The sequence below is a fragment of the Pseudoalteromonas luteoviolacea genome (genome assembly GCF_021654285.1).
Classification (GTDB): domain Bacteria; phylum Pseudomonadota; class Gammaproteobacteria; order Enterobacterales; family Alteromonadaceae; genus Pseudoalteromonas; species Pseudoalteromonas luteoviolacea_J.
The window spans coordinates 111,521-134,585 of the sequence record NZ_JAKFZS010000015.1; the positions used below are offsets into that span (position 1 = coordinate 111,521).

A 23,065-nucleotide genomic window follows, 5' to 3' on the forward strand; every position below is an offset into this window, starting at 1 on the left:
ATGGAATAACAACATTCTGATTGTTATGTTGTGATACTAATGTTAAGCAAATTCAGATCATTGTAACTTATAAATGGGGTGAAAAGTCAATTTTTCTAAGAATTATGCAAAAATGTATAATAAGTATTCTGGTCAGATTAAATATTATACCATTGGCTAATTCGCAAGCGTACGAAACTAAACAAGAATTGTAAAAACACGCACAGCCTTATATACTGTCAACGGTTTTATACCGTGTCGTCTGTGGGTAAACCTATTTTTACATCGAAGTTTTACAGGCAAGTGATCTTTTAAGTGTTTAAACAGGTTTATCTAGAGTGTGCCATTTGTGCATGTCGTGCAAGTGGGTTGATAAAAACAAGTAGATGAAGCTCTTATCGAGCAAAGATGGGCAAGTAACTGTGAAAAAGCAAAGACCTGTAAATCTAGATCTTACGACTATATCTATGCCAGCAACGGCAAAGGCGTCGATCTTACATCGTGTCACTGGTGTCGCGTTGTTCTTCGCGCTGACATTTGTCATTTGGGCGTGGTCTGAATCTCTCTCTTCTCCTGAAGGATTTGAATTTGTTAAAGAGCTTATGACTGGCTTTGTAGCAAAATTCATTGCGTGGGGCACCTTGGCTGTATTGTCTTACCACATCATTGGCGGTATCCGTCACATGATCCAAGACATGGGCCACTGGGAAGAGTTAGAGTCGGGCAATGCAAGTGCTAAAATTGCAATCGCCATTTGGGTAATCGTTGCGATTCTTGGTGGAGTGTGGATATGGTCTTAAATCAAGCAACTCTGAAACGTGATGGTGTACAAGATTATGTATCACTTCGCGCAACAGCATTAATCATTGCAGCTTACGCTGTATTTATCGTGGGCTACTTAGCGTTAACTCCTGAATTAACGTATGAAGCGTGGTCTGGGTTATTTGATAACCTAGCTATGAAAGCTGCAACTATTATTACACTTGTTTGTATAATGGTTCATACTCGTATTGGCCTTTGGCAAGTTCTTACTGACTACGTCAAGTGTTCAACAATGCGTTCAGTTTTAGGCTTTGTATTAAATCTAATGGCACTTGCATATGTTGCTGTTGGTTTGTTTGTTCTGTGGGGTGTTTAAGTGAAATATAATGTCCGTGAATTTGATGCTGTAGTTGTCGGAGCCGGCGGTGCGGGTATGCGTGCTGCACTTGCTATTTCTGAGTCAGGCAAGACATGTGCTCTTATCTCTAAAGTATTCCCAACTCGTTCTCACACAGTATCTGCGCAAGGTGGTATTACGGTAGCACTTGGCAACTCTCATGAAGATAACTGGGAATGGCACATGTACGATACCGTTAAGGGTTCTGATTATATCGGTGACCAAGACGCTATCGAATATATGACTAAAACGGGTCCTGAGGCGATCACTGAGCTAGAAAACATGGGTCTACCATTTTCTCGCTTCGAAAATGGTCGTGTTTATCAGCGTCCTTTCGGTGGTCAGTCTAAGCACTTTGGCGGCGAGCAGGCTGCACGTACTGCAGCAGCAGCTGACCGTACTGGTCACGCACTTCTTCATTGTCTATACCAACAAAACGTTAAAAACAAAACTAACGTTTTCTCTGAGTGGTATGCGCTTGACTTAGTAAAAAATGATAAAGGCGACGTGGTTGGTGTTACTGCGATTGAAATTGAGACTGGTGAAGTCGTTTACTTCAAGTCAAAAGCGGTAGTTCTTGCAACTGGTGGTGCTGGTCGTATCTATGCATCAACAACGAATGCACACATCAATACTGGTGACGGTGTTGGTATGGCAGTACGTGCTGGCATCGGTATGCAAGACATGGAGATGTGGCAGTTCCACCCGACAGGTATTGCAGGTGCAGGTACACTCGTAACTGAAGGTTGCCGTGGTGAAGGTGGTTACCTTCTGAATAAAGATGGCGAACGTTTCATGGAACGTTATGCACCTAACGCGAAAGACCTTGCCGGTCGTGACGTTGTTGCGCGTGCAATGATGACAGAGATCCGTGAAGGCCGTGGTTGTGAAGGCCCTTGGGGTATTCACATTAAGCTGAAACTTGACCACTTAGGTGAAGAGATGCTTAATCTTCGTCTACCAGGTGTTTGTGACTTATCGAAAACATTTGCACACGTAGATCCAGCTGAAGAGCCAATTCCAGTAATTCCTACATGTCACTACATGATGGGTGGTGTGCCTACAAACGTTAACGGTCAAGTACTAGATGTAGATAGCAATGGTAACGAACGTATCGTTGAAGGTCTATTCGCTGTAGGTGAGATTGCATGTGTATCTGTACACGGTGCAAACCGTCTAGGCGGAAACTCATTACTGGACTTAGTTGTATTCGGTCGTGCGGCTGGTAACTTCTTAGGCTCTTACCTTAAAGACTTTGAGTCAACTGGCGAAGCGTCTAAAGACGATGTTGATGCAGCGTTTGCTCGTTACAATCGTTGGGAAACGTCTGAAGTTGGCAAGGGTGAAGATCCGGTTCAAATCAAGAAAGATCTACAAGAGTGTATGCAGCTTAACTTCTCGGTATTCCGCGAAGGTGACTCAATGGCTGATGGCCTTAAGCAGCTTAAAGAAATTCGTGAGCGTCTTCAGTATGCGCGTCTTGATGACAAGTCAACTGAATTCAACACGCAACGTATTGAGTGTCTTGAACTAGATAACTTGATGGAAACTGCATACTCAACAGCAGTTGCTGCTAACTTCCGTACGGAAAGCCGTGGTGCGCACTCAAGATTTGACTTCCCTGAGCGTGATGATGAGAACTGGTTATGCCACTCAATGTATCACCCTCAAAGTGAGTCAATGACAAAGCGTGATGTTAACTTTGCGCCGACTACGCGTGAAGCATTCCCACCTAAAGCTCGTACGTACTAGGAGTTAAACGATGGCAACAGCAACTTTAGAATTATCTGTTTATCGTTACAACCCAGATGTTGATACTGCACCTCGTATGCAGGAATACAAACTTGAGGTTGAAGAAGGTCGTGACATGATGGTGCTTGACGCACTACTTATGTTAAAAGAGCAGGACTCGACACTTTCTTTCCGTCGTTCATGTCGTGAAGGTGTTTGTGGTTCTGATGGTTTAAACATGAATGGTAAAAATGGCCTTGCATGTATTACTCCATTGTCTGCTCTACAAAAAAATGGCAAAGGTAAAATTATCGTACGTCCACTTCCTGGCTTGCCAGTAATTCGTGACTTGGTAATTGACATGAGTCAGTTCTACACTCAATACGAGAAAGTAAAACCTTACTTGATCAATGATAAGCCAACTGGCGGTGAAGAGCGTCTTCAATCTGTTGAAGATCGTGAAAAGCTAGATGGTCTTTACGAGTGTATTTTATGTGCATGTTGTTCAACTTCATGCCCATCATTCTGGTGGAACCCAGATAAATTTATCGGTCCTGCTGGTCTTCTTCATGCGTATCGTTTCTTGGCAGATAGCCGAGATACAGCAACTGAAGAGCGTTTAGCTGGTCTTGATGACGCGTTCAGCGTATTCCGTTGTCACAGTATCATGAACTGTGTTAGCGTTTGTCCAAAAGGTTTGAATCCAACCAAAGCGATTGGACATATTAAATCTATGCTATTAAACCGTTCGGTTTAAAGCATATTATTATCTTAAGATGGCATGCTGAGCATGCCATCTTGTTTTCGTTTAAGTTTAAGTTTCTGCGCTAGAGAAAAGGGCTAATAAATGCACGAAGGTGTGATGAAAGCATGGCTGGAATCTTCTCACTTATATGGCGGCAACGTTGCATATGTAGAAGATTTATATGAGGCGTATCTTGACGATGCGGCTTCAGTGCCAGAAGAATGGCGAGAAGTGTTTGATCAACTGCCTAAAGTAGAAGGTGTTGATGTTGATATTAAACATTCCGATGTAAGAACACAATTTGCTGAGCTTGCTAAGAACAAACACAGAGAAGTAGTAGTTTCTGCAGAAGGTGCGGCAGATGCAAAACAAGTGCGTGTGTTGCAGCTTATTAATGCATTTAGATTTAGGGGCCACCAAAATGCCAATTTAGACCCGTTGGGTTTATGGCAACGTGACCGAGTTCGAGAACTCGAGTTGGCTTACCACGATTTAGATGATGTGGATCACGATAAAGAATTCAACGTTGGCTCTTTTGCCTGTGGCAAAGAGACAATGAAATTAAAAGACTTGTACGCTGCGTTAAAGTCTACCTACTGTGGTTCAGTTGGTGCAGAGTACATGCACATCACATCAACCGAAGAAAAGCGCTGGTTACAACAACGCTTAGAAGCCGGTTTCTCCAAGCCTCAATTTAGCAAAGAAAACAAACTACGTTTATTGCAAGGCTTAATCGCTGCAGATGGTCTTGAAAAATATCTTGGTGCTAAGTTCCCAGGTGCAAAACGTTTCTCACTAGAAGGTGGCGATGCACTTGTACCAATGCTTAAAGAGCTGGTACACAGAGCTGGTGAAAGTGGCCAAGAAGAAGTTGTTATCGGTATGGCTCACCGTGGTCGCCTTAACGTATTAGTTAACGTCCTTGGTAAGAACCCTCAAGAATTATTCGATGAATTCGCTGGTAAATATGGCGAGTCTGCAGGTTCTGGTGATGTTAAGTATCACATGGGTTTCTCTTCTGATTTCGCGACGCAGGGCGGCGATGTTCACATGGCATTGGCGTTTAACCCGTCTCACTTAGAAATCGTTAACCCAGTGGTTATGGGCTCAGTAAGAGCACGTCTTGACCGTTTAGATTGCGCAAGTGGCTCTAAGGCACTACCAATCACTATCCACGGTGACTCAGCTATTGCAGGTCAAGGTGTTGTACAAGAGACATTTAACTTATCAAAAACACGTGCATACGGCGTTGGCGGTACTGTTCGTATCGTTGTAAACAACCAAGTTGGTTTCACAACGTCTAAACCAGAAGATACGCGTTCTACAGAATACTGTACTGACATTGCTAAGATGGTTCAGGCGCCAATCTTCCATGTTAACTCTGACGATCCGGAAGCTGTAGCATTTGTAACGCAGGTTGCGCTTGATTTCCGTAACAAGTTTAAGCGTGATGTTGTTATTGATTTAGTGTGTTACCGTCGCCACGGTCACAACGAAGCTGATGAGCCAAACGCAACTCAGCCTCTAATGTATCAAAAGATCAAAAAGCACCCTGTACCGCGTCAGTTATACTCTGACAAGCTTGTAGCTGAAGGGGTATTGTCAGCACAAGAAGCAAAGCAGCTTGCTGATGACTACCGAAATGGCTTAGACAATGGTGTGTGTGTGGTTTCTGAAATCCAACCAGAAACGAAGCATTCATCTGAGTGGTCTAAGTACGTTGGTCATGACTGGGATACGCCTTACGAGACAGAAGTTTCTGTTGATAAGCTTAAAGAGCTTGGTGAAAAGGTTGCTAGCTACCCAGAAGATCACAAAGCACAGTCTCGTGTTAAGAAAATATACGATGACCGTAAAGCGATGGCAAAAGGTGATAAGCCACTCGATTGGGGTATGGCTGAGACACTTGCATACGCGACTATGGTTGACCAAGGCACTGACATTCGTCTAACTGGTCAGGACTCTGGCCGTGGTACTTTCTTCCACCGCCACGCTGTTGTTCATAACCAAAACGATGCATCTACTTACTTACCATTGCAAAACATCAGCCCAGAGCAGGGTACTTTTGAGGTTTATGACTCAGTACTTTCTGAAGAAGCTGTTTTAGCATTTGAATACGGTTACGCGACAGCTGAGCCGACTTCACTGGTTCTTTGGGAAGCACAATTTGGTGACTTCGCGAACGGTGCACAGGTTGTATTTGACCAATTCTTAAGTTCGGGTGAGCAGAAGTGGGGCCGTTTGTGTGGCTTGACTCTATTGCTTCCACACGGTTACGAGGGTCAAGGTCCAGAGCACAGTTCTTCACGTATGGAGCGTTACCTTCAGCTTTGTGCTGACCACAACATGCAAGTATGTGTACCAACTACGCCAGCGCAAGTTTATGCAATGTTACGTCGTCAATCAGTACGTCCTTTACGTCGTCCATTGATTGTAATGACACCAAAATCATTGCTACGTCATCCATTAGCAGTTTCTAGTCTTGAAGAACTATCTGATGGTGTTTTCCACAATATGATCGATGAAATCGATGAGATTAAGCCGGAAAACGTAGAGCGCGTTGTATTCTGTAGTGGTAAGGTTTACTACGAACTACTTCAAGAGCGTCGTAAGCTTGAACTAAACAATGTTGCTATTGTACGTGTTGAACAGTTATATCCATTCCCTCACAAAGAGATGGATGAGATTATGGCTCGTTATCAGCATGTAAAAGATTTCGTATGGTGTCAGGAAGAGCCACAGAACCAAGGTGCTTGGTACTGTTCTCAACACCATTTCTGGGAAGCAATCCCTGCAGGTGCAAACCTAACATATGCTGGCCGTAAGGCATCAGCTGCACCGGCATGTGGATATATGTCTACCCACACTAAAGAACAAAACGCGTTGATTGCTGACGCATTAACAATTAAAAAATAAGGAATAAGAGATGACAACCGAAATTAAGGTGCCTGTTCTTCCTGAGTCAGTTGCAGACGCGACCGTTGCGACATGGCATGTAAGCGTTGGTGATACGGTAAGCCGTGACCAAAACCTAGTTGACATCGAAACGGATAAAGTCGTTTTAGAAGTTGTAGCACCTGAAGATGGTGTAATTGTTGCTATTTCTGAAGAAGAAGGCGCGACAGTATTAGGTGAGCAAGTAATTGCACAAATCGGTGCTGCAGGTGCGGCACCAGCTCAATCAAATGAACAATCAGCAGCGCCAGCGGCAGCGGCGCCAGCAGCAGAAGGTAAAGAAGTGGACATTAAAGTACCAGTACTTCCAGAATCAGTAGCAGACGCTACAATCGCAACTTGGCACGTTCAACCAGGTGAGGCTGTAAGCCGTGACCAAAACCTAGTTGACATCGAAACAGACAAAGTTGTTTTAGAAGTAGTTGCACCTGAAGACGGTGTAATGGGTGAGCACTTGCACGCTGAAGGCGACACTGTACTTGGCGAGCAGGTTATTGGTAAGCTTTCTGCAGGGGGTGCACCAGCTGCAGCAGCGCCAGCACAAGCAGATGCTGCATCTTCTGATGAAAACGCTGATGTGCTAACGCCTTCAGTTCGTCGTTTAATTGCAGAAAAAGGCCTAGATGCTTCTCAAATTAAGGGTTCTGGTAAAGGCGGTCGCATTACAAAAGAAGATGTTGACGCGTTCTTGAAAGCACCTGCGGCTAAGCCAGCTGCAGCACCTGCCAAAGCGGCAGCAGCTGCACCAGCTCCAGCGGCACCTGTAGGTGACCGTACTCAGAAGCGTGTTCCAATGACACGTCTTCGTAAGACAATTGCTAACCGTCTTCTTGAAGCGAAGAATTCAACAGCAATGCTTACTACGTTCAACGAAGTAAACATGAAGCCAATCATGGACCTTCGTAAGCAGTACAAAGATGTATTTGAAGAGCGTCACGGTATTCGTCTTGGTTTCATGTCTTTCTACGTGAAAGCAGTAACAGAAGCTCTTAAGCGTTTCCCTGAAGTAAATGCATCAATCGACGGTGATGACATCGTTTATCACAACTACTTCGATATCAGCATCGCTGTTTCTACACCTCGTGGTCTAGTAACACCAGTACTTCGTGACTGTGATAAGCTATCTGTTGCTGAAATCGAAAAAGGTATCCGTGAGCTAGCGCTTAAAGGTCGTGATGGTAAACTAACAGTTGACGATATGACTGGTGGTAACTTCACAATCACAAACGGTGGTGTATTCGGTTCACTACTTTCTACGCCTATCATCAACCTACCTCAGTCTTCAATTCTTGGTATGCACAAAATCCAAGAACGTCCAATGGCTGTAAATGGCAAGGTAGAAATTTTACCTATGATGTACCTAGCGCTTTCTTATGACCACCGTCAAATTGATGGTAAAGAATCAGTTGGTTTCCTAGTAACAATCAAAGAATTACTAGAAGATCCAACACGTCTACTTCTAGACGTTTAAGCAAAAGATTAAATCTTAAGCTGTATGTGTGCAATTAAGCGACATACAGCTTTTTTTTTGCGCCTTTGGTCTAACTGGGGTTTTATTAAAACGCCGTGGGATCTATACTATGTGCGCAATTTGGGATAGCTGATTATTTGCATAAATATTCAGCATTTTTAGTATAAAAAATTGGATAAAGCATCATGAATTTGCATGAGTATCAGGCAAAACAACTTTTTGCCGAATATGGTTTACCTGTGTCTGAGGGTTACGCTTGTGACACTCCTCAGGAAGCAGTTGAAGCTGCTGGTAAAATTGGTGGCGACAAGTGGGTCGTTAAATGTCAAGTACACGCGGGTGGCCGTGGTAAAGCTGGCGGTGTTAAGCTAGCTGATAGCAAAGACGAGATCCGCGCATTTGCTGAAAACTGGTTAGGTAAAAACCTAGTAACTTACCAGACTGACGAAAAAGGTCAGCCTGTTGCTAAGATCCTAGTTGAAAGCTGCACTGATATTGCAAATGAGCTATACCTTGGTGCTGTTGTTGACCGTGCTTCACGTAAAATCGTGTTCATGGCTTCAACTGAAGGTGGTGTTGAAATCGAGCAAGTTGCTGAAGAAACTCCAGAACTAATTCACAAAGCTGAAATCGATCCACTAGTAGGCCCTCAGGCATACCAAGGTCGTGAGCTAGGCTTCAAGCTTGGTCTTAACCCAGCACAGATCAAACAGTTCACTAAGATCTTCCTAGGTCTTGCGAACATGTTCATCGATCACGATTTCGCACTTCTAGAGATCAACCCTCTAGTAATCACTGACGAAAACAACCTACATTGCCTAGACGGCAAGATTGGTGTTGATGGCAACGCGCTATTCCGTCAGCCTAAGATCCGTGAATTCCACGATCCTTCACAAGAAGATGCACGTGAAGCTCACGCTGCAAGCTTCGAGTTAAACTACGTTGCTCTAGACGGTAACGTTGGTTGTATGGTTAACGGTGCAGGCCTAGCGATGGGTACAATGGACATCGTAAACCTACACGGCGGTAAGCCAGCTAACTTCCTAGACGTTGGTGGCGGCGCGACTAAAGAGCGTGTATCTGAAGCATTCAAGATCATCCTTTCAGATGACAACGTGAAAGCAGTACTAGTTAACATCTTCGGTGGTATCGTTCGTTGTGACATGATCGCTGAAGGTATCATTGGTGCAGTTAAAGAAGTTGGTGTAAGCGTACCTGTAGTTGTACGTCTTGAAGGTACTAACGCTGAAGCTGGCCGTGAAGTACTAGCTAACTCTGGTCTTGACATCATCGCTGCTGAATCACTAACTGATGCTGCAGAGAAAGTAGTTGCTGCTGCGGAGGGCAAATAATGTCTGTACTAATTAATAAAGATACTAAAGTAATCTGTCAGGGTTTCACTGGTGGTCAGGGTACTTTCCACTCAGAGCAAGCTATCCAGTACGGTACGCAAATGGTTGGTGGTGTTTCACCTGGTAAAGGTGGTCAAACTCATCTTGGTCTTCCAGTATTCAACACTGTACGTGAAGCTGTAGAAGCAACTGGCGCAACTGCGACAGTAATCTACGTACCAGCTGCATTCTGTAAAGACGCTATCTTAGAAGCTATCGACGGTGGCATCGAGCTAATCGTTTGTATCACTGAAGGCATCCCTACATTAGATATGGTTGATGTTAAAGTGAAGCTAGAAGAAACTGGCGTTCGCATGATCGGTCCTAACTGCCCAGGTGTTATCACTCCGGGTGAGTGTAAGATTGGTATCATGCCTGGTCACATCCACCAGCCTGGTAAAGTAGGTATCGTATCTCGTTCAGGTACTCTTACTTACGAAGCAGTTAAGCAAACTACTGACGCTGGTTTCGGTCAATCAACTTGTGTTGGTATCGGTGGTGACCCAATCCCAGGTACTAACTTCATCGACGTACTAGAAATGTTCCAGAACGATCCTAAGACTGAAGCAATCGTAATGATTGGTGAGATCGGTGGTACAGCAGAAGAAGAAGCTGCAGAGTACATCAAACACAACGTGACTAAGCCAGTTGTCTCTTACATCGCTGGTGTTACTGCTCCTCCGGGCAAGCGTATGGGTCACGCTGGTGCAATCATCTCAGGCGGTAAAGGTACTGCTGATGAGAAGTTCGCAGCTCTAGAAGAAGCAGGCGTTAAGACTGTTCGCTCTCTAGCTGAGATCGGTTCTGCACTTAAAGAAAAAGCTGGTTGGTAATTATTTACCATTCAGGTAAAAAGGCTCCTTAGGGAGCCTTTTTTGTTTTACAATGTCCCGTCCTAAATAAGGTTGACACTTTTCAAACTTTTTATGAGTGTGTGAGACAATCGATAGTTAGCCTACTTAACGCAATCATATCCAAAGTAATTAGTCTTCATCCTTCAATTAGCTGTATCTGTTCAACAAGCCCATATAACCTATAAATAAGTGCATTATGGTAATCAAGTTCGTTCAACCCTTTTCGTTTAGATTCGAAAGTATGTCTGTCTAAATTGCTCGCAAGTTACATCAAAGCGACAAAGTATGGAAGATAAGTCAGAAATCTAGGACACACTAGAGAAACCTACCAGTTTAAAACAGGCTAGCTAATACCAAAGCCATGGTTTGACCTTTCGAAGGTGTAACTCATGTACACAAAACTAACTAAGAGGTGAGTATTTAAAAAACTTATAGTTAATGAATATACGCCCTTGTTAAATCAAATGCGTGTTTGTTTTGTGTGAATTCTGTTCGTTTATTGCATTTTTTATTTTTATATTCATGTGTGTGGATTTGTCGTTAACAACTTGTACTCAATCTGTTATGTTGCCCCTGAATTAGAAAAAGGAGAATAATGTGCGGTTAATTTTCAGTTCAATCGTTTTGGGGTTACTTACTGGATGTGGTGGAGGTTCTTCGAACGATAATAAAAATACAACCCCTTCAGTTGCAGCAGCTAATAACTCATCTACAAATAGTTCGTCGACCAGTAGCTCTTCGATAAATTGGGCTCCAATATTCAACACCGATAAAAAATGGTCGGTTATCGCAAATACTGAAACAAGCAAGGTGTTTACGCTCTCCGATGCTGATGGAGATGAGATTTCAGCTCAAGTAGACAATTTACCTTCTTGGTTATCTTTTTCTTTAGAGGGGAGTAATCTCACACTGGTTGCTAAACCAAGTATGTCAGAGGTAGGTACTCATTCAATTGCAGTGACTTTGTCAGACGGTGAAAGCTCTGCAAATCACAACATTGAAATAACTGTCGAAGATGACTCAGCGCAGCACGCAGAGGACCCAATTGCGATTGATAACGACACTCTAGTCGGTACTTGGTCGAATGCGGATGAAGGTCTTTTGTTTTATTTTTCTGAAGATAAGTCAGGCCTAGGTAAAATAAAGCAAACTAACTTTGCTTTCTCTTGGAATAATGAAGGTGTCATAGAGCTACAAACCAAAGAGGCTGAATGTTTTGTTAATTGCAGTAGCGCAGGCTTCTTATCCATCGAAGTATTTTCGCTAAGTGATGATCAGTTACGCGCCAAGCTCTTTAAGAGTGAGTCAGAGTACGACTGGATCACTCTCAAGAAGGGGGATGTTAAAGACCTTGAATACAGTGAATATAGTGAGCAAAGACTTGCGGACAATGTAAATGTTAGTGAGCTAACCACTTCTGAAACACAAAAGTCTAGATTTATTGGTTACTTACATGTTAATTATGGTGACTACAATCAGTGGGTTAGTTTTAATGAAGAAGCTGATTACAGCGTAACGACTGGTTTTAAATTATTAGATACGCAAGTTAGCGGTGCAACGTCTAGCATTTTGACATTAGATTTCGAGAATCAGGTTACTCAAAACACAAAAAGTCTGTCGTTCAGGCCACATATTACAGCAACTAAACTGATCGCTGCGGTTGATGATTACGCTGCATTCGAGTTTACTTATCAGTTCAAACTTGATCCTTATTCATTTGTCTCCAATGATGAAATTGACGATTATGAGGGTTTAGCGGAGGTCTTGGAACCACGTTCTAGCTATAAAATATACAGAGGCATTACCTTCTTGCCATTTTCAAATCTGTCTGAAAATGCCAAGCATGGTGGCTTTTCTACCACGTGGTTTATAGATTTGGCGTCAGGCGAAAGGTTCAAAGGAAGTAATGCACGATTGAATATTAATTCAGATAACAGCGTTAATTTACTCTCTAAAAATCTAATTACTGGAGACGAAGAGCCTGTAGAAGTTAGCTTTGAGAAATCATTTGGTGGCTTAACATACAAAATAGGGGCTTCCAATAAAACAATTAGTTATGCTGAGCTTTATGACAATAGAAAAGCATTTATCTACACCCGAACTGATCCTGCAGAAAAGGTTTTTTCAAATGCTTACATAAGTCAGTTTATTGAACTTGATAATGTTACTCAAGATGATTATATGAAATTATTCTCCTCCGATGACATCCAGTTGAATAATCAAGGCATAGTTGAGATTGTTCATCCCTTAGAAAATGGTAAGGCCATAGTGCTCAGTGATGATGCACAAAGTCCAAATGGACGATGGAAGTTTGAAGATGATAATAGTATGACCTTGATAACTCCATGTTATGAGGATAGCTTTTCCGAGTGCTTGAACAATGACGGTGATCTGACAGTTGTCAATTATAAGTTGATGCAAAAACTTGATGAGGGTTATTGGTTTAAGCAACTTCGTACTGACAAAGAAGTAAGCCCGCAAGGTCTGATTGTTACTTCTAATACTGAAAGCCTCGAATTTATGCGTATTTGTGAGGGGACATGTAACTCCATCAGTAACTAATCTGTGTCAAAGGCAAGCAGTCTGCTTGCCTTTACTATGAACAACTATATTTCATCTCTTATTATTAGTTTTTATTTTAAAATAACGCCTTATTTACTCTTTAAATAAGCTTGCAACTAAATGTTCTTGAAGTATGAACTAAATACCTGATATAAATAACCTTTCGGCATAATATAATAGGTAACGTCATGTCCAAAAAGGACTTTGTAGGTCATTTACTAACAGAATGTGATGTCATGATCCGCTATGCTTCCGGTGAAGGTAAAACCGTGCCGAGTCATATTCCCAATACAATTTATCAGTTACAAAATAAGTATGAGATTAACGAAATTGACGGATATAGTTTGCTTTTGGAAAACGAGCTAACTGCTCTAACTAGGTGTCACAAAGAGCTTTCCATTCTGGTATATCCAGCCAAGCCGCTTACCTTAGCTATCATGGATAAAGAGTCGACTTCAGTAAGTTGGTTGAGGTTTTTGGGGCCCGTAAAGCTGGTTCGCCATATGTCCTTATTAGCGCTTTTCTTTTTAATCTCTATAATCGCCTTGTCTATTTCTCCTGAAGTAAATCAAAAAACCATCAATGAAGGCTTGTTCAATTCTGAAGGTAGGGTGCTCTTATTGAATCAGCTATTTTTACTTTGCTGTGCAGGTCTTGGGGCGAGTTTTGCCTGTTTATATAAGTCACGCAATTTTATTCGATTGTGTAACTATGACCCTAAATTTGACTCAACTTATTGGTCTATGGTGATCATGGGCTTCATGGCAGGTTTGATGATTGCGGAATTGATCCCCACACAAGACCTTACTCAAGGCTCTAGTTCATCTATTGGAGACTTTCATAAACCATTGGCTGCGCTCCTCGGTGGCTTTTCGGCTGATGTTATTTATAGTGTGTTGAGTCGGTTGGTTGAAGTGATTAATCAGCTGATGGGTAGCACAGATCAAAAAACTAAAGAAAAGGCGAAAGTCACCCTTACTAGGTCTGACTTAGCTGAACAGTTACAGCAGCAAAACAAGGACATTCAGGACTCTATTTTGCAGAGCCAAAAATTGAACCAGCAGATCCTTAGTGCGCTCTCTACAGAGTTCAAATCAAATGTATTTAATAAAAGTGATTTTCAGTCTTCATTACAAGACATCAACCGATCCAGAGCTGGTGAGCTAGATACCCATAACAAGAAGACCGCATCAGAAAAAGAGCCTGTCTTATCAGAGTAGTATTACGCTTTTGCGTGGGATAGTCAGTCACTTACCGCCCGTAATTTATTGTATATTTCGTAATAAAGGATTACATTTAAGTTGAGATAAATTTTACGGGCGGCTTATTTGCAACGCATATTTTTTTTGATAGTAGTGACTTTGTTTTACTCATTATCTGCATCAGCACTCTCTAAAAAGCAGTTACTAGAGTTTGAGTCATCTGTTGTTTCTTTTCCATCTCATTTACTTCAAATGGAATCGACTCCCCCGGGCGTTGATAAACTTCTGTGGTTGACGCTCAAAGCTCGGGCAGCTTTTTTCAGGGGAGATATCAACACTGCAGCGAAACTTTTTGATTTAGGCAAGCCTGCTGCACAATCTTCACCTTTACAACTTACTTCTGGCTATTGGTTTTTGTATCGAGCTTTTTTTTCGGTGGAACAAGGAGATCTGAATAAAGCAAAGCAATACATAAAGCAAGCGAGCCTTTGTTTTGCGCAGAGCAAAGACAGTGATTTTTTAATACGTGCGCATGCGATGGAAGCAATCATCTCTGTATGGCGAGAAGAGTACAGTACCGCGTTAAAACGGCTTCAGTCAGCGCAAGGTCTGATGTCTAAATCCTCCATTGAGCAAGATGATGTCACAAAACTATTGGTTTACGATGCGCTCACAGCTTATTACTCAACGCTAAAGTTTTATGTCAAAGCCCTCGGTTATGCACACCAGGCACAAGAGTTAGCTGACAGAAAAAATAATGTTCTGGATGGTTTACCTGTAAAATATAACCTGTGTTTGACGCTATTACGTGCTGAGCTGCTTGAAAAAGCGAAAGTATGTTATACGCAAATGTTTGAAGCTTCAGAAGAACACGACTTGCCTAGGTATGAGTTTTGGGCTTTATCAGGGCTTGGTAAAATAGCGTTATCGGAAAAAACATTTGAGTTAGCCATAAAACATTTAAACTTGGCACAACGTGCACAGAAAAATGCCATTATTAACCCTGCGCACATCATTGTATTACATAATAATCTGGGTTATGCATATGCGCAAACAAAGATGTTTGACAAAGCATTAGAGCAAATAACCTTCTCAAAACAGGTTTTGAGTACATACCATAGCCCATTGAATAATAGATATATGAGACAAACTCTGAAAATTGAGGCGGATGTACACCAAGCAAAACAAGATTTCCCCCAAACCGTGTCAACATTGCGTACTTATATTCGCTTACTTGAGGAGAGTGAAGTAAAGAAACAAGAAACACAGCAAAATAATAATCAAAGCGCAATAATGTTAGAGCCGAAGGGGAAAAGTAGGCAGCTTAACGAGCTTGGGAACAATAGTACATTTAATGAAGATACGACGTTGAAAAAGGCATATATTTTAATTGTCTTTTTATTTGTTTGTTTGGTTGGGTTAGTTATTTACCATAGACAATCGAAAAGAGGATTGACAGAGGCCTTGTATTATAAAGATATTGCTACAGGGCTGTATAATAAACGGTATTTCATTGAAAAATATGATGATTTTATAAATCTTCACCTTGATTATGCAATGGCGCTTATTGAGATCAACCCTGAATCGAGCGAACGTTGCAGTAACGGAGGGTTTGAGAACACGGATCTTAAATTTATTGCCGACCAATTGTTGATGCAATTTCGAGACGATGGTGATTTGGTGTGTAGAGTGAGCGAACATGAATTTGTCATAGTGTGCTTAGGCATGAAAAAACCACTCTTACAAAAGCGGTTGGCGGCATTTCAGCAAGTTTTGATAACAAAAAATAAGAAAGAACCTTTAATAGTTTCAGGTGCCTTAATATGCTCTGACGAAGGGGATTTTGGTAATATATTTGCTGAACTTGAAAGTCGATTGGTTCATGTGAAACGCACTGCAAGAGGGCAGGTGGTGTCATTTTAACCACCTACTTCTCTAACGGGTTCGAGATATCAATAGCTGTAGCTAATGTGTTGGAAAAAACGCATGGTTACATCTTGTTTCTCTGGGTTTATGGGGAGTTGAGACATAAACCTTCGGACCATAGTTTCAACATTGTTCATGAACTTTCCATACCCCGCATCTTTGTTATCACTATCGTTAGCTACGATAACAAAATGCATAACATCACACAGGTGATCACCATCCCAAACTGTGTGGGTTTGCCCATCAATTAGTGACGTGTCGAAGCTCAGCTTCTGGAGCTCTCGATTGTGTGCTGATTTATCAATTTGGCTATTTCTGACAATAGGCAACTTACCATCTGCTACAAAACCAATATGTGACAACTGTAGTTGAGCGCATGTTGTTAGTAACTTATCTTCAATATGTCTGTAAAAACTAGCATAGTCGCCAGGTCTTAGCATATGCTGAAATTCAGTCTTAATGGCTCTGGTAATTGGTACGGAGAAAGTAACATAGGTAATTTCACTATGTGCTTCTGGTAAAGAGCAGTTTCTAGCTTGATAGCGAGGGTATAAGCTACGCAATTTATAGCCGTATGTTTCCCTGTGTCCTTTAATTTTCGAGAAAATATCATAAGTCAGGTGTTGGTGATCCCTGACTTTAAATTGCATATTTTCTTCTTCATATTGAGATTGAAGAGAGTCTAGAGCACGCTTAACTTTACTGTGGAATGATGCAGCATTAGCTCTTAATTCATCCCCAGTCGCTAAAAATAAGAAGCGAATTTTTCTGGCTTTGTGACCTTCATCACTGTAAACCTTGTGTGCTTCGTGGTACTTCGGGTTATAAAAGAATAGGATTTGTTTGTCTGTTTGCAAACTGTAAGCTTCTTCGTGATATCTCACAACAGGCAGCTTGTCGTTAACAATAAGCTGCACGTTATATAATTCATATTCATCACACAATGCAAATAGCTTTCTAGCAAGGCGTTGATAAGCACTTTCTACATTGTCAAAGCGTTCATAAAAAGAGTTATCTGGCTTAAACTCAGCCAAGATATAGTGGTTGTTGCGAGCGTTGGTTGGAATGTAGACACGATGTAAATTCAATGAAGCCATTTTTAATCCTTAACGATACACCTGATTTTTAGCTCATATTATTGAATTTAAATGACGATTTTATTGCGCTGGAACAAAAGTTGTCACAATTATTGGTGGGAAATTTATTACAAGGGAAGATCCAAATTGCGTATTTGTCTCATTATTTAGGATAACTCATTAGACATGGAAATGATTCTCGTTTAAAGTTTTCTGGATTATTAATGGGAACTTTAAAATGAAACTAATGCCTTTGAGTGACCGTTCACTCAACTTTCTAGCTCTTGGTGAAGCAAACAATAACAATGCAAATTCATGTGATTTAGCCATTCTTGATGGTCACTTAGATATGAACATATTAGCCAAATGCGTTGATAGAATTGCACTAACACATCCAATTTTGCAAAGTCGTATTGTTAGAAAAGGGCTTAAGTATTATTGGCAACATGACGAATCCATATACCCTCAAAAGTTATATTTAGATTGGAGCCAATGCTATTGCGAATTTGACCAATGGCATGAAGCTTTGCGTCAATATGTCATTGACAATCCAATAGATCCATTTTCAGCTTCTCCCTTGAAGCTTATTTATATTAAGTATCAGCAGTTTAGTGCAATTTTGTTTCTTTCATCACATGCCGCGTCTGATGCCCGCAGTGGTTACATTCTGTTTGAACAATTAAATTCGATTTTGTGTAATCAAAGTATTCCTGAGGAAGATAATAGCTTTTGTGAGGACCCTCTGATTTTTGATAGAGTTGAATGGAAAGCATTGCTAAAAGCAGGTAAATGCTTAGTGTCTGAGCTATTCAAACCGAGTTCTAAAATCATGATTAAAGATTCTGGCAATTGGAGTGTGGATTATTTTGATTTTGGTGTTGGGGCTACTGAGTCTTTGATTAAATGGGCTAATCAGCATGAAGTATCTGTTAATGTTGCGCTTAACTACTTACTTAATAAAGCCTTAAACAAGGGTGAAAAGTACACTATTATTGAAACTATTTCGATTCGAGGGATAGCAAAAAAAAATCTTGCGTCTTCTTATAACAATTTAATTATGCCGTTCGGTTCAGAGGTCGGAGGCGATAGCTGTTGGGTTAAGGCGTACCAAGCGCGTTTACAGGATTTGAAACTTGAAGGGTATAAGGTACATCAAGCAGAGCAGCGCATACAATCATACTCTATAAATATGATGCCAAAATTTGCATTAAAGTTATTGGTAAATGCCTATAAGTCTATGTTTTTAAATGGAAATGTTATTTTGTCTAATTTAGGGCGATTAGAGTTTGAGTTAAATTATATTGGCGAACGGAAAATTATAGATATTTATAATTTTAGCGTGCCGTTACCGCCCGCAGGTTTAGCCTTAGTGGTGAGTACTTATAAAGGGCGGTTGAGAATTTCTTTTGCTCATAGAACTGAAAAAATAGAGCAAATTATCAAGGCCATTCAACATGAGCTTTCAGTCATTAACGAATAGATATTAATAACATTGTGTATACCTTTTTACCCATAGGAAGGTATACCAACGTAGTAATTGCACTAAATTTACTCTTTTTAAATTCTCTGACCTATTCATACTTGGTGAAACAGGTTTTAGCCAAAATGTGCTTTATCCCTAAACGTAAATAATTTATGGCTGTAGAATAGGGTTATACATTAAATAAACAATGGTTTATATATTGTATTAATTTTGTTTTCACATAAATGTTAAGCGCGCGTCTTTCCTCCGATATAAATTTTTTTATTGGAGAAATGATGTTACATACAGGGGAGTTAGTTGCAGCACAACAAAAGCAACTACAAGGACATAGTGAGTTTTGGACAATTTGGCTAGAAAACAAAGAAAAACTATTAAGTTGTTGTCATCGGTGGTTAAGAAACGACAGTGATAAAGTTGAAGATGTACTTGCACAAACTTGTGAAAAAGCATTTAGGGCATACAGTCAATCAGGTTATACAATAGAGAATGAATTTGCCTGGCTATGTCGCATTGCACACAATCTATGTATGGATGAGCATCGTGCAAAGGCAAAACATCAAGATATAGTAAATCATGTAACAGAATTGCCGGATCATTTCTTTTTTGCAGATAACCAGTCAACATCTCTTGAAAGTGATCACTGGAATACCAGTTTATACACAAAGCTTGTAAAAGAAATATCAACACTTCCCAAAGACTTACGACTTGTCATGCAATATAAATTTATATATGAGATGGAATATCCAGAAATTGCTAGCCGGCTGCAATTATCATTAGAGAATGTGAGGAAGCGTGTACAGCTAGCGAGAAGGAAGTTGACAAGTTTAAAAGATGAATATAAGCGATATTGTTAACGTTTTATAAGACTTGTCATGGTAAGAAGTTACACTTTCTCATTAACTCTATCAAAATGATATTTTAAATCAATAAACTAATTCACATATATCTTTGCTGCACGTTTAAAGCTTGCTTGGTTTTAAACATCAGCCCAACCTTAAAATGGCCTCACAAATTGAGGCCATTTTTTTATCACTGGTATTAAATATTCACAAATTTTCTTTGGCGTCGTCAGAGGGGTATTAAACAGTAATAAATATATTAAAAGTGTTTATTACTCAACTTAAAATGAACCTCTGAAAACTTGCTCCATTATGTGGGGGATGTGGCGGAGCGTATCTAGGATTTGATATGACAACAATAAGAAACTGGTATGTTGTTTACACTAAGCCAAATACCGAAAAAAAGTTTGCAGAACAAGTGTCGAGTATTAACTCTGGGTGTGATGTTTTTTTACCATTGAAGACACAAAAAAAACAGTGGAGCGATCGTGTTAAATTAATAACCACCCCTTTATTTAAATCGTATGTATTTGTTTACCTCGACGATTTTGAATATCACCACATAAAACGCTTGAGTGGGTTTGTGGATTTTATAAAGTTTAATGGTAAGGCTAGCATTGTAAATAATACTGAAATTGAAAAAATCAAAGCGGTTATTTCTTTGGGCTTTGAATGTGAACCTGTCCCTAATAAGTTAGTTATTGGTAGTCAAGTAGAAATCACGGTAGGTGCGTTAAAAGGTTACCAGGGCTGTTTAGTAGAGCGTACCAATGAAAGTGTATTTGTTATTGAAGTTGCGGGTTTAGATCAAAGCCTTATGCTCTCGGTACCTGCCAATTTGTTGCAAGCTGTTGAGATCTGAAGATGAGAGAGCACAGGGTTTATAACTCTTCTTTTGCATTAACTGTCATGTTGAACTTTGTTGAAACACTCGTTGTTCACGCAATTATAAAAGCCTACTTGATATTAGCGATCGAGAATTTGAATCACAATCTTGCTGTTAAAATCTCTTATTTACGATCACTAAGTGTTGAACTCAAATGTGACAGAGGCTGTGAAAATAATATCAATAGTATGCAAGTTTATGAGCAAGCAATGGCGGGAAGAGCTTTATGGTAGAAGGCAACCCAATGAAACCGCAATTAGATTTAGAAAAGCAGCTCTCACAGGTCTTTTTTCAATTAGGGGCTGCGCTGGCACAAGATGAGGAACACATACAGCACTTGATATCTAAGCTTGATAGTGTGCTGAACCAGTTGATAAGTGTACCTAAATTCAAATATGTGGAAGACATGTTTGGTCTTCAAGAATATGAAATGAGGCTGATTGCCTTAGTTTATATTCAAGAATTAGAACCTGATATTTTAACACCCTATATCGGGCTGAGCTGGTATGAAAATGGTCCAACACTCAGTCTTGATAAGCTATTATATTTAAGTAAACAGGGCAATAAAAGGGCATTGCTATCTAAGGGAGGCCTTCGTATGAAGGTATTCGAATGGCAGTTGCTACAATGCGGGCCCTCGCAATCGCTAACTGAACGTGTTGTTATTCATTCAGGGCTTTTACACTTTTTATTGACAGGTTCTTTGAACCTCAAAGAAGATCACCCCATTGCTTTAGATAGTTGTGCTTCACAAGACACTGTTTTTGAATCTTGTTTGAATGTTTTGGATATTGATTTATCTGACAGGCAATTTTTTCAGTTTGATACACGCAATACAGATCTCATTTGCTGGTACACGGAACAGCTTGCGGTTCATGAAAGCGCGTTGTTTGGTTTTTTTCATAGTGAGCGACTACAACAAATGGGTTACGCTGGGCTTGTCTGTTCGTTGGTAGATGTGATCCTATGTGCTAACGGGAAACCCATATTCTTATTTGCATCAGATTTGAATTGCGTTTCACCTGTGGTTTTTGAAAGCTTAAACAAGCTAGATATGAGTGTTGCCAATTTATCATTTTTTACTCCTTTAATTTGCGAACATGCTGAAGCGCGAGCATATTGCAAGACAATTAAGCTTAATAAGCCCTCAACCACATCCCTTGTAGATGCTTGGCAAATGTTATCCCCAATACCAAATGAAGTGCGATCAACCGCCATTACTGCACGTTACCCTATACCGTTGCACCGTATGTCTGCATTGGCAGACACCGCCAAAAAAGAGGAGCAAAGTGGCGCTGATTTTTGGGATGCACTGCAATTACTGTGTTTACGTGAGCTTAATACTGGCCCTGAAGAATTGGCAAAGCTGGCTGAACCACGCTTTAAAATTTCGGATATGGTCTTATCGCCGCATGTCGCTTCACAACTTCGTGAATTAGTCGGTCGTGTAGATAAAAAAGCTGAATTACACGCTCAATTACCTCGTTTTATGCCGGGTTGTAAAGCGCTTTTTTGGGGTAAGCCTGGGACGGGTAAATCAATGGCAGCGGAAGCCATTGCCGGAGACCTTCAGTTGCCTTTGTATGTTGTGAACTTAGCCAATATCGCAAGTAAATGGATAGGCGAAACAGAAAAGCACTTAGAAAAGCTGTTCGATCAGGCCCAAGAACACAATGCTGTACTGATGTTCGATGAAGCCGATGCAGTATTTGCAAAACGAAGTGCTGTAGAGTCAAGTCAGGACAAAAATGCAAATACGGGTGTGAGTTATTTACTACAAAAAATAGAACACTATAGCGGCCTTCTTCTGTTAAGCACCAACCTTAAATCCAACCTGGATGATGCATTTTTACGCAGGTTTCATAACGTGATTGAGTTTACATTGCCAACGCCTGCACATAGGGAGCTGTTATGGCGTCAAGCTTTGTCAAAAAATGCCAATAACGATCTAATGAACTCGATAACCAGTTTGGCACATAGATTTGAATTAACGGCTGCACAAATTCTCAATATTACGGAGTCAGCGTTATTACAACGTTTGATGATAGATCATAAAGATATAGATCCTGAATCGCTCGCAAATGCACTTAAAAGAGAGCTTTCAAAACAGCACGAAGGATTTATGGCACAGCATGAAATAAAAGCCTGGTTGCAAGGAAATTAATATGGATCCAAACATTATTTACAACACTCAGCAAGCGTTAAAAACATTCCTCACAGAGCGGATTTTGTCGATGAGTAATGGTACTGGCGCAGAACTTGATAGTGAAATCGCGCTTAGTTTCATTGCGCCAGATAAAACCTTCTACGACAAACATGTCAGTGATGAGCCTACAGTTAACTGCTACCTGATTGGGGTTGCTGAGGATATCACACGTCGACAAAGCGAGCCGCCAAGAAGTTATTTGAATGTTTCTCAGACCCATCGTATTCATCATAAAGAGCCAAGGTTTGTTTCATTGACTTATATGCTGACTGTATGGAGCAAGGCAGAGTCGGGTAGTGCAGAGCTTGAACATATGGTGCTTAGTTATCTGCTATGTGGCTTAGGTGCCTATGATTTTTTACCTGAAGATATCTTGGCCAAGTATGAGGTAGAAGACAAGCCTTATGGGATCCGAACACAGTTGTTCGGTAATGAACACAGTGAAAAAGTAAGTGGTCAAGTATGGCAAGCTTTAGGTTCGACGCCTAAGCCTACGTTATTACTTTCGTTGTCTGTGCCTGTGCCTGTGTTTACCCCTGATGTATTGCCAGTTATTCAAGAAATCGAAACTAATATGGATAACAAATCAGCTTAAAAACA

At 40.7% G+C, this 23,065-nt stretch carries 17 protein-coding genes; 16 read left to right on the top strand and 1 reads right to left on the bottom strand.

The genetic code is table 11. The features are described from left to right. Positions 1 to 401: 401 nt before the first annotated feature. The 11 genes from sdhC to L1077_RS15550 all read left to right on the top strand — a co-directional run bounded on the left by sdhC (position 402) and on the right by L1077_RS15550 (position 15,972). On the top strand, positions 402 to 779 hold the full coding sequence (sdhC, locus tag L1077_RS15500; RefSeq protein WP_145925080.1) for a succinate dehydrogenase, cytochrome b556 subunit: 378 nt from the start codon (positions 402 to 404) through the stop codon (positions 777 to 779). After that, the gene (sdhD, locus tag L1077_RS15505) at positions 770 to 1,117 is read left to right on the top strand and encodes a succinate dehydrogenase, hydrophobic membrane anchor protein (protein WP_063363994.1); all 348 of its coding nucleotides are present in this window, start codon (positions 770 to 772) and stop codon (positions 1,115 to 1,117) included. Before sdhC ends, sdhD begins: the two co-directional genes overlap by 10 nt. Next, positions 1,118 to 2,890 (top strand): succinate dehydrogenase flavoprotein subunit, encoded by a 1,773-nt coding sequence (sdhA, locus tag L1077_RS15510; RefSeq protein ID WP_063363993.1) that lies wholly within the window; start codon positions 1,118 to 1,120, stop codon positions 2,888 to 2,890. A gap of 10 nt (positions 2,891 to 2,900) precedes the next feature. Next, positions 2,901 to 3,626, top strand: a complete 726-nt coding sequence (locus tag L1077_RS15515; RefSeq protein WP_039609797.1) for a succinate dehydrogenase iron-sulfur subunit — start codon at positions 2,901 to 2,903, stop codon at positions 3,624 to 3,626. A gap of 90 nt (positions 3,627 to 3,716) precedes the next feature. Further along, positions 3,717 to 6,530, top strand: coding sequence for a 2-oxoglutarate dehydrogenase E1 component (gene sucA / locus L1077_RS15520; RefSeq protein ID WP_046356224.1), 2,814 nt, complete (start codon positions 3,717 to 3,719; stop codon positions 6,528 to 6,530). Positions 6,531 to 6,540: 10 nt separating this feature from the next. Next, positions 6,541 to 8,040: a 2-oxoglutarate dehydrogenase complex dihydrolipoyllysine-residue succinyltransferase gene (odhB, locus tag L1077_RS15525; RefSeq protein WP_237137756.1), complete on the top strand. Its 1,500-nt coding sequence runs from the start codon at positions 6,541 to 6,543 to the stop codon at positions 8,038 to 8,040. Positions 8,041 to 8,225: 185 nt separating this feature from the next. Then, positions 8,226 to 9,392 carry an ADP-forming succinate--CoA ligase subunit beta gene (gene sucC, locus L1077_RS15530; protein ID WP_023399327.1) on the top strand — a complete coding sequence of 389 codons (1,167 nt, stop codon included), beginning with the start codon at positions 8,226 to 8,228 and terminating at the stop codon, positions 9,390 to 9,392. Further along, entirely contained in the window at positions 9,392 to 10,264 is an 873-nt protein-coding gene (gene sucD, locus L1077_RS15535; RefSeq protein ID WP_063363991.1) for a succinate--CoA ligase subunit alpha, read from the top strand. The genes sucC and sucD overlap by 1 nt, the downstream gene beginning before the upstream one ends. Positions 10,265 to 10,882: 618 nt before the next feature. Continuing rightward, complete coding sequence (locus L1077_RS15540; RefSeq protein WP_237137758.1) at positions 10,883 to 12,847, top strand: hypothetical protein; 1,965 nt, start codon at positions 10,883 to 10,885, stop codon at positions 12,845 to 12,847. Between the two features lie 188 nt (positions 12,848 to 13,035). After that, on the top strand, positions 13,036 to 14,067 hold the full coding sequence (locus tag L1077_RS15545) for a hypothetical protein (RefSeq protein WP_237137760.1): 1,032 nt from the start codon (positions 13,036 to 13,038) through the stop codon (positions 14,065 to 14,067). Between the two features lie 141 nt (positions 14,068 to 14,208). After that, positions 14,209 to 15,972 (top strand): tetratricopeptide repeat-containing diguanylate cyclase, encoded by a 1,764-nt coding sequence (locus L1077_RS15550; protein ID WP_237137762.1) that lies wholly within the window; start codon positions 14,209 to 14,211, stop codon positions 15,970 to 15,972. A gap of 29 nt (positions 15,973 to 16,001) precedes the next feature. Here the strand turns inward: L1077_RS15550 and L1077_RS15555 are convergent, their stop codons facing one another. Continuing rightward, on the bottom strand, positions 16,002 to 17,072 hold the full coding sequence (locus L1077_RS15555; protein ID WP_237137764.1) for a DUF3083 family protein: 1,071 nt from the start codon (positions 17,070 to 17,072) through the stop codon (positions 16,002 to 16,004). A 217-nt stretch (positions 17,073 to 17,289) separates the two neighbouring features. Here L1077_RS15555 and L1077_RS15560 point away from each other — a divergent pair, with 217 nt between their 5' ends. From L1077_RS15560 to L1077_RS15580, 5 genes are all read left to right on the top strand, one after another. Beyond that, positions 17,290 to 18,531, top strand: a complete 1,242-nt coding sequence (locus tag L1077_RS15560; protein WP_237137767.1) for a hypothetical protein — start codon at positions 17,290 to 17,292, stop codon at positions 18,529 to 18,531. A gap of 275 nt (positions 18,532 to 18,806) precedes the next feature. Then, the gene (locus L1077_RS15565) at positions 18,807 to 19,388 is read left to right on the top strand and encodes an RNA polymerase sigma factor (RefSeq protein ID WP_237137769.1); all 582 of its coding nucleotides are present in this window, start codon (positions 18,807 to 18,809) and stop codon (positions 19,386 to 19,388) included. 334 nt (positions 19,389 to 19,722) lie between these two features. Continuing rightward, complete coding sequence (locus L1077_RS15570) at positions 19,723 to 20,235, top strand: UpxY family transcription antiterminator (protein WP_237137771.1); 513 nt, start codon at positions 19,723 to 19,725, stop codon at positions 20,233 to 20,235. Between the two features lie 268 nt (positions 20,236 to 20,503). Next, complete coding sequence (locus L1077_RS15575) at positions 20,504 to 22,423, top strand: ATP-binding protein (protein ID WP_237137773.1); 1,920 nt, start codon at positions 20,504 to 20,506, stop codon at positions 22,421 to 22,423. A gap of 1 nt (position 22,424) precedes the next feature. Next, the gene (locus tag L1077_RS15580; protein WP_237137775.1) at positions 22,425 to 23,060 is read left to right on the top strand and encodes a Pvc16 family protein; all 636 of its coding nucleotides are present in this window, start codon (positions 22,425 to 22,427) and stop codon (positions 23,058 to 23,060) included. Positions 23,061 to 23,065: the final 5 nt, after the last annotated feature.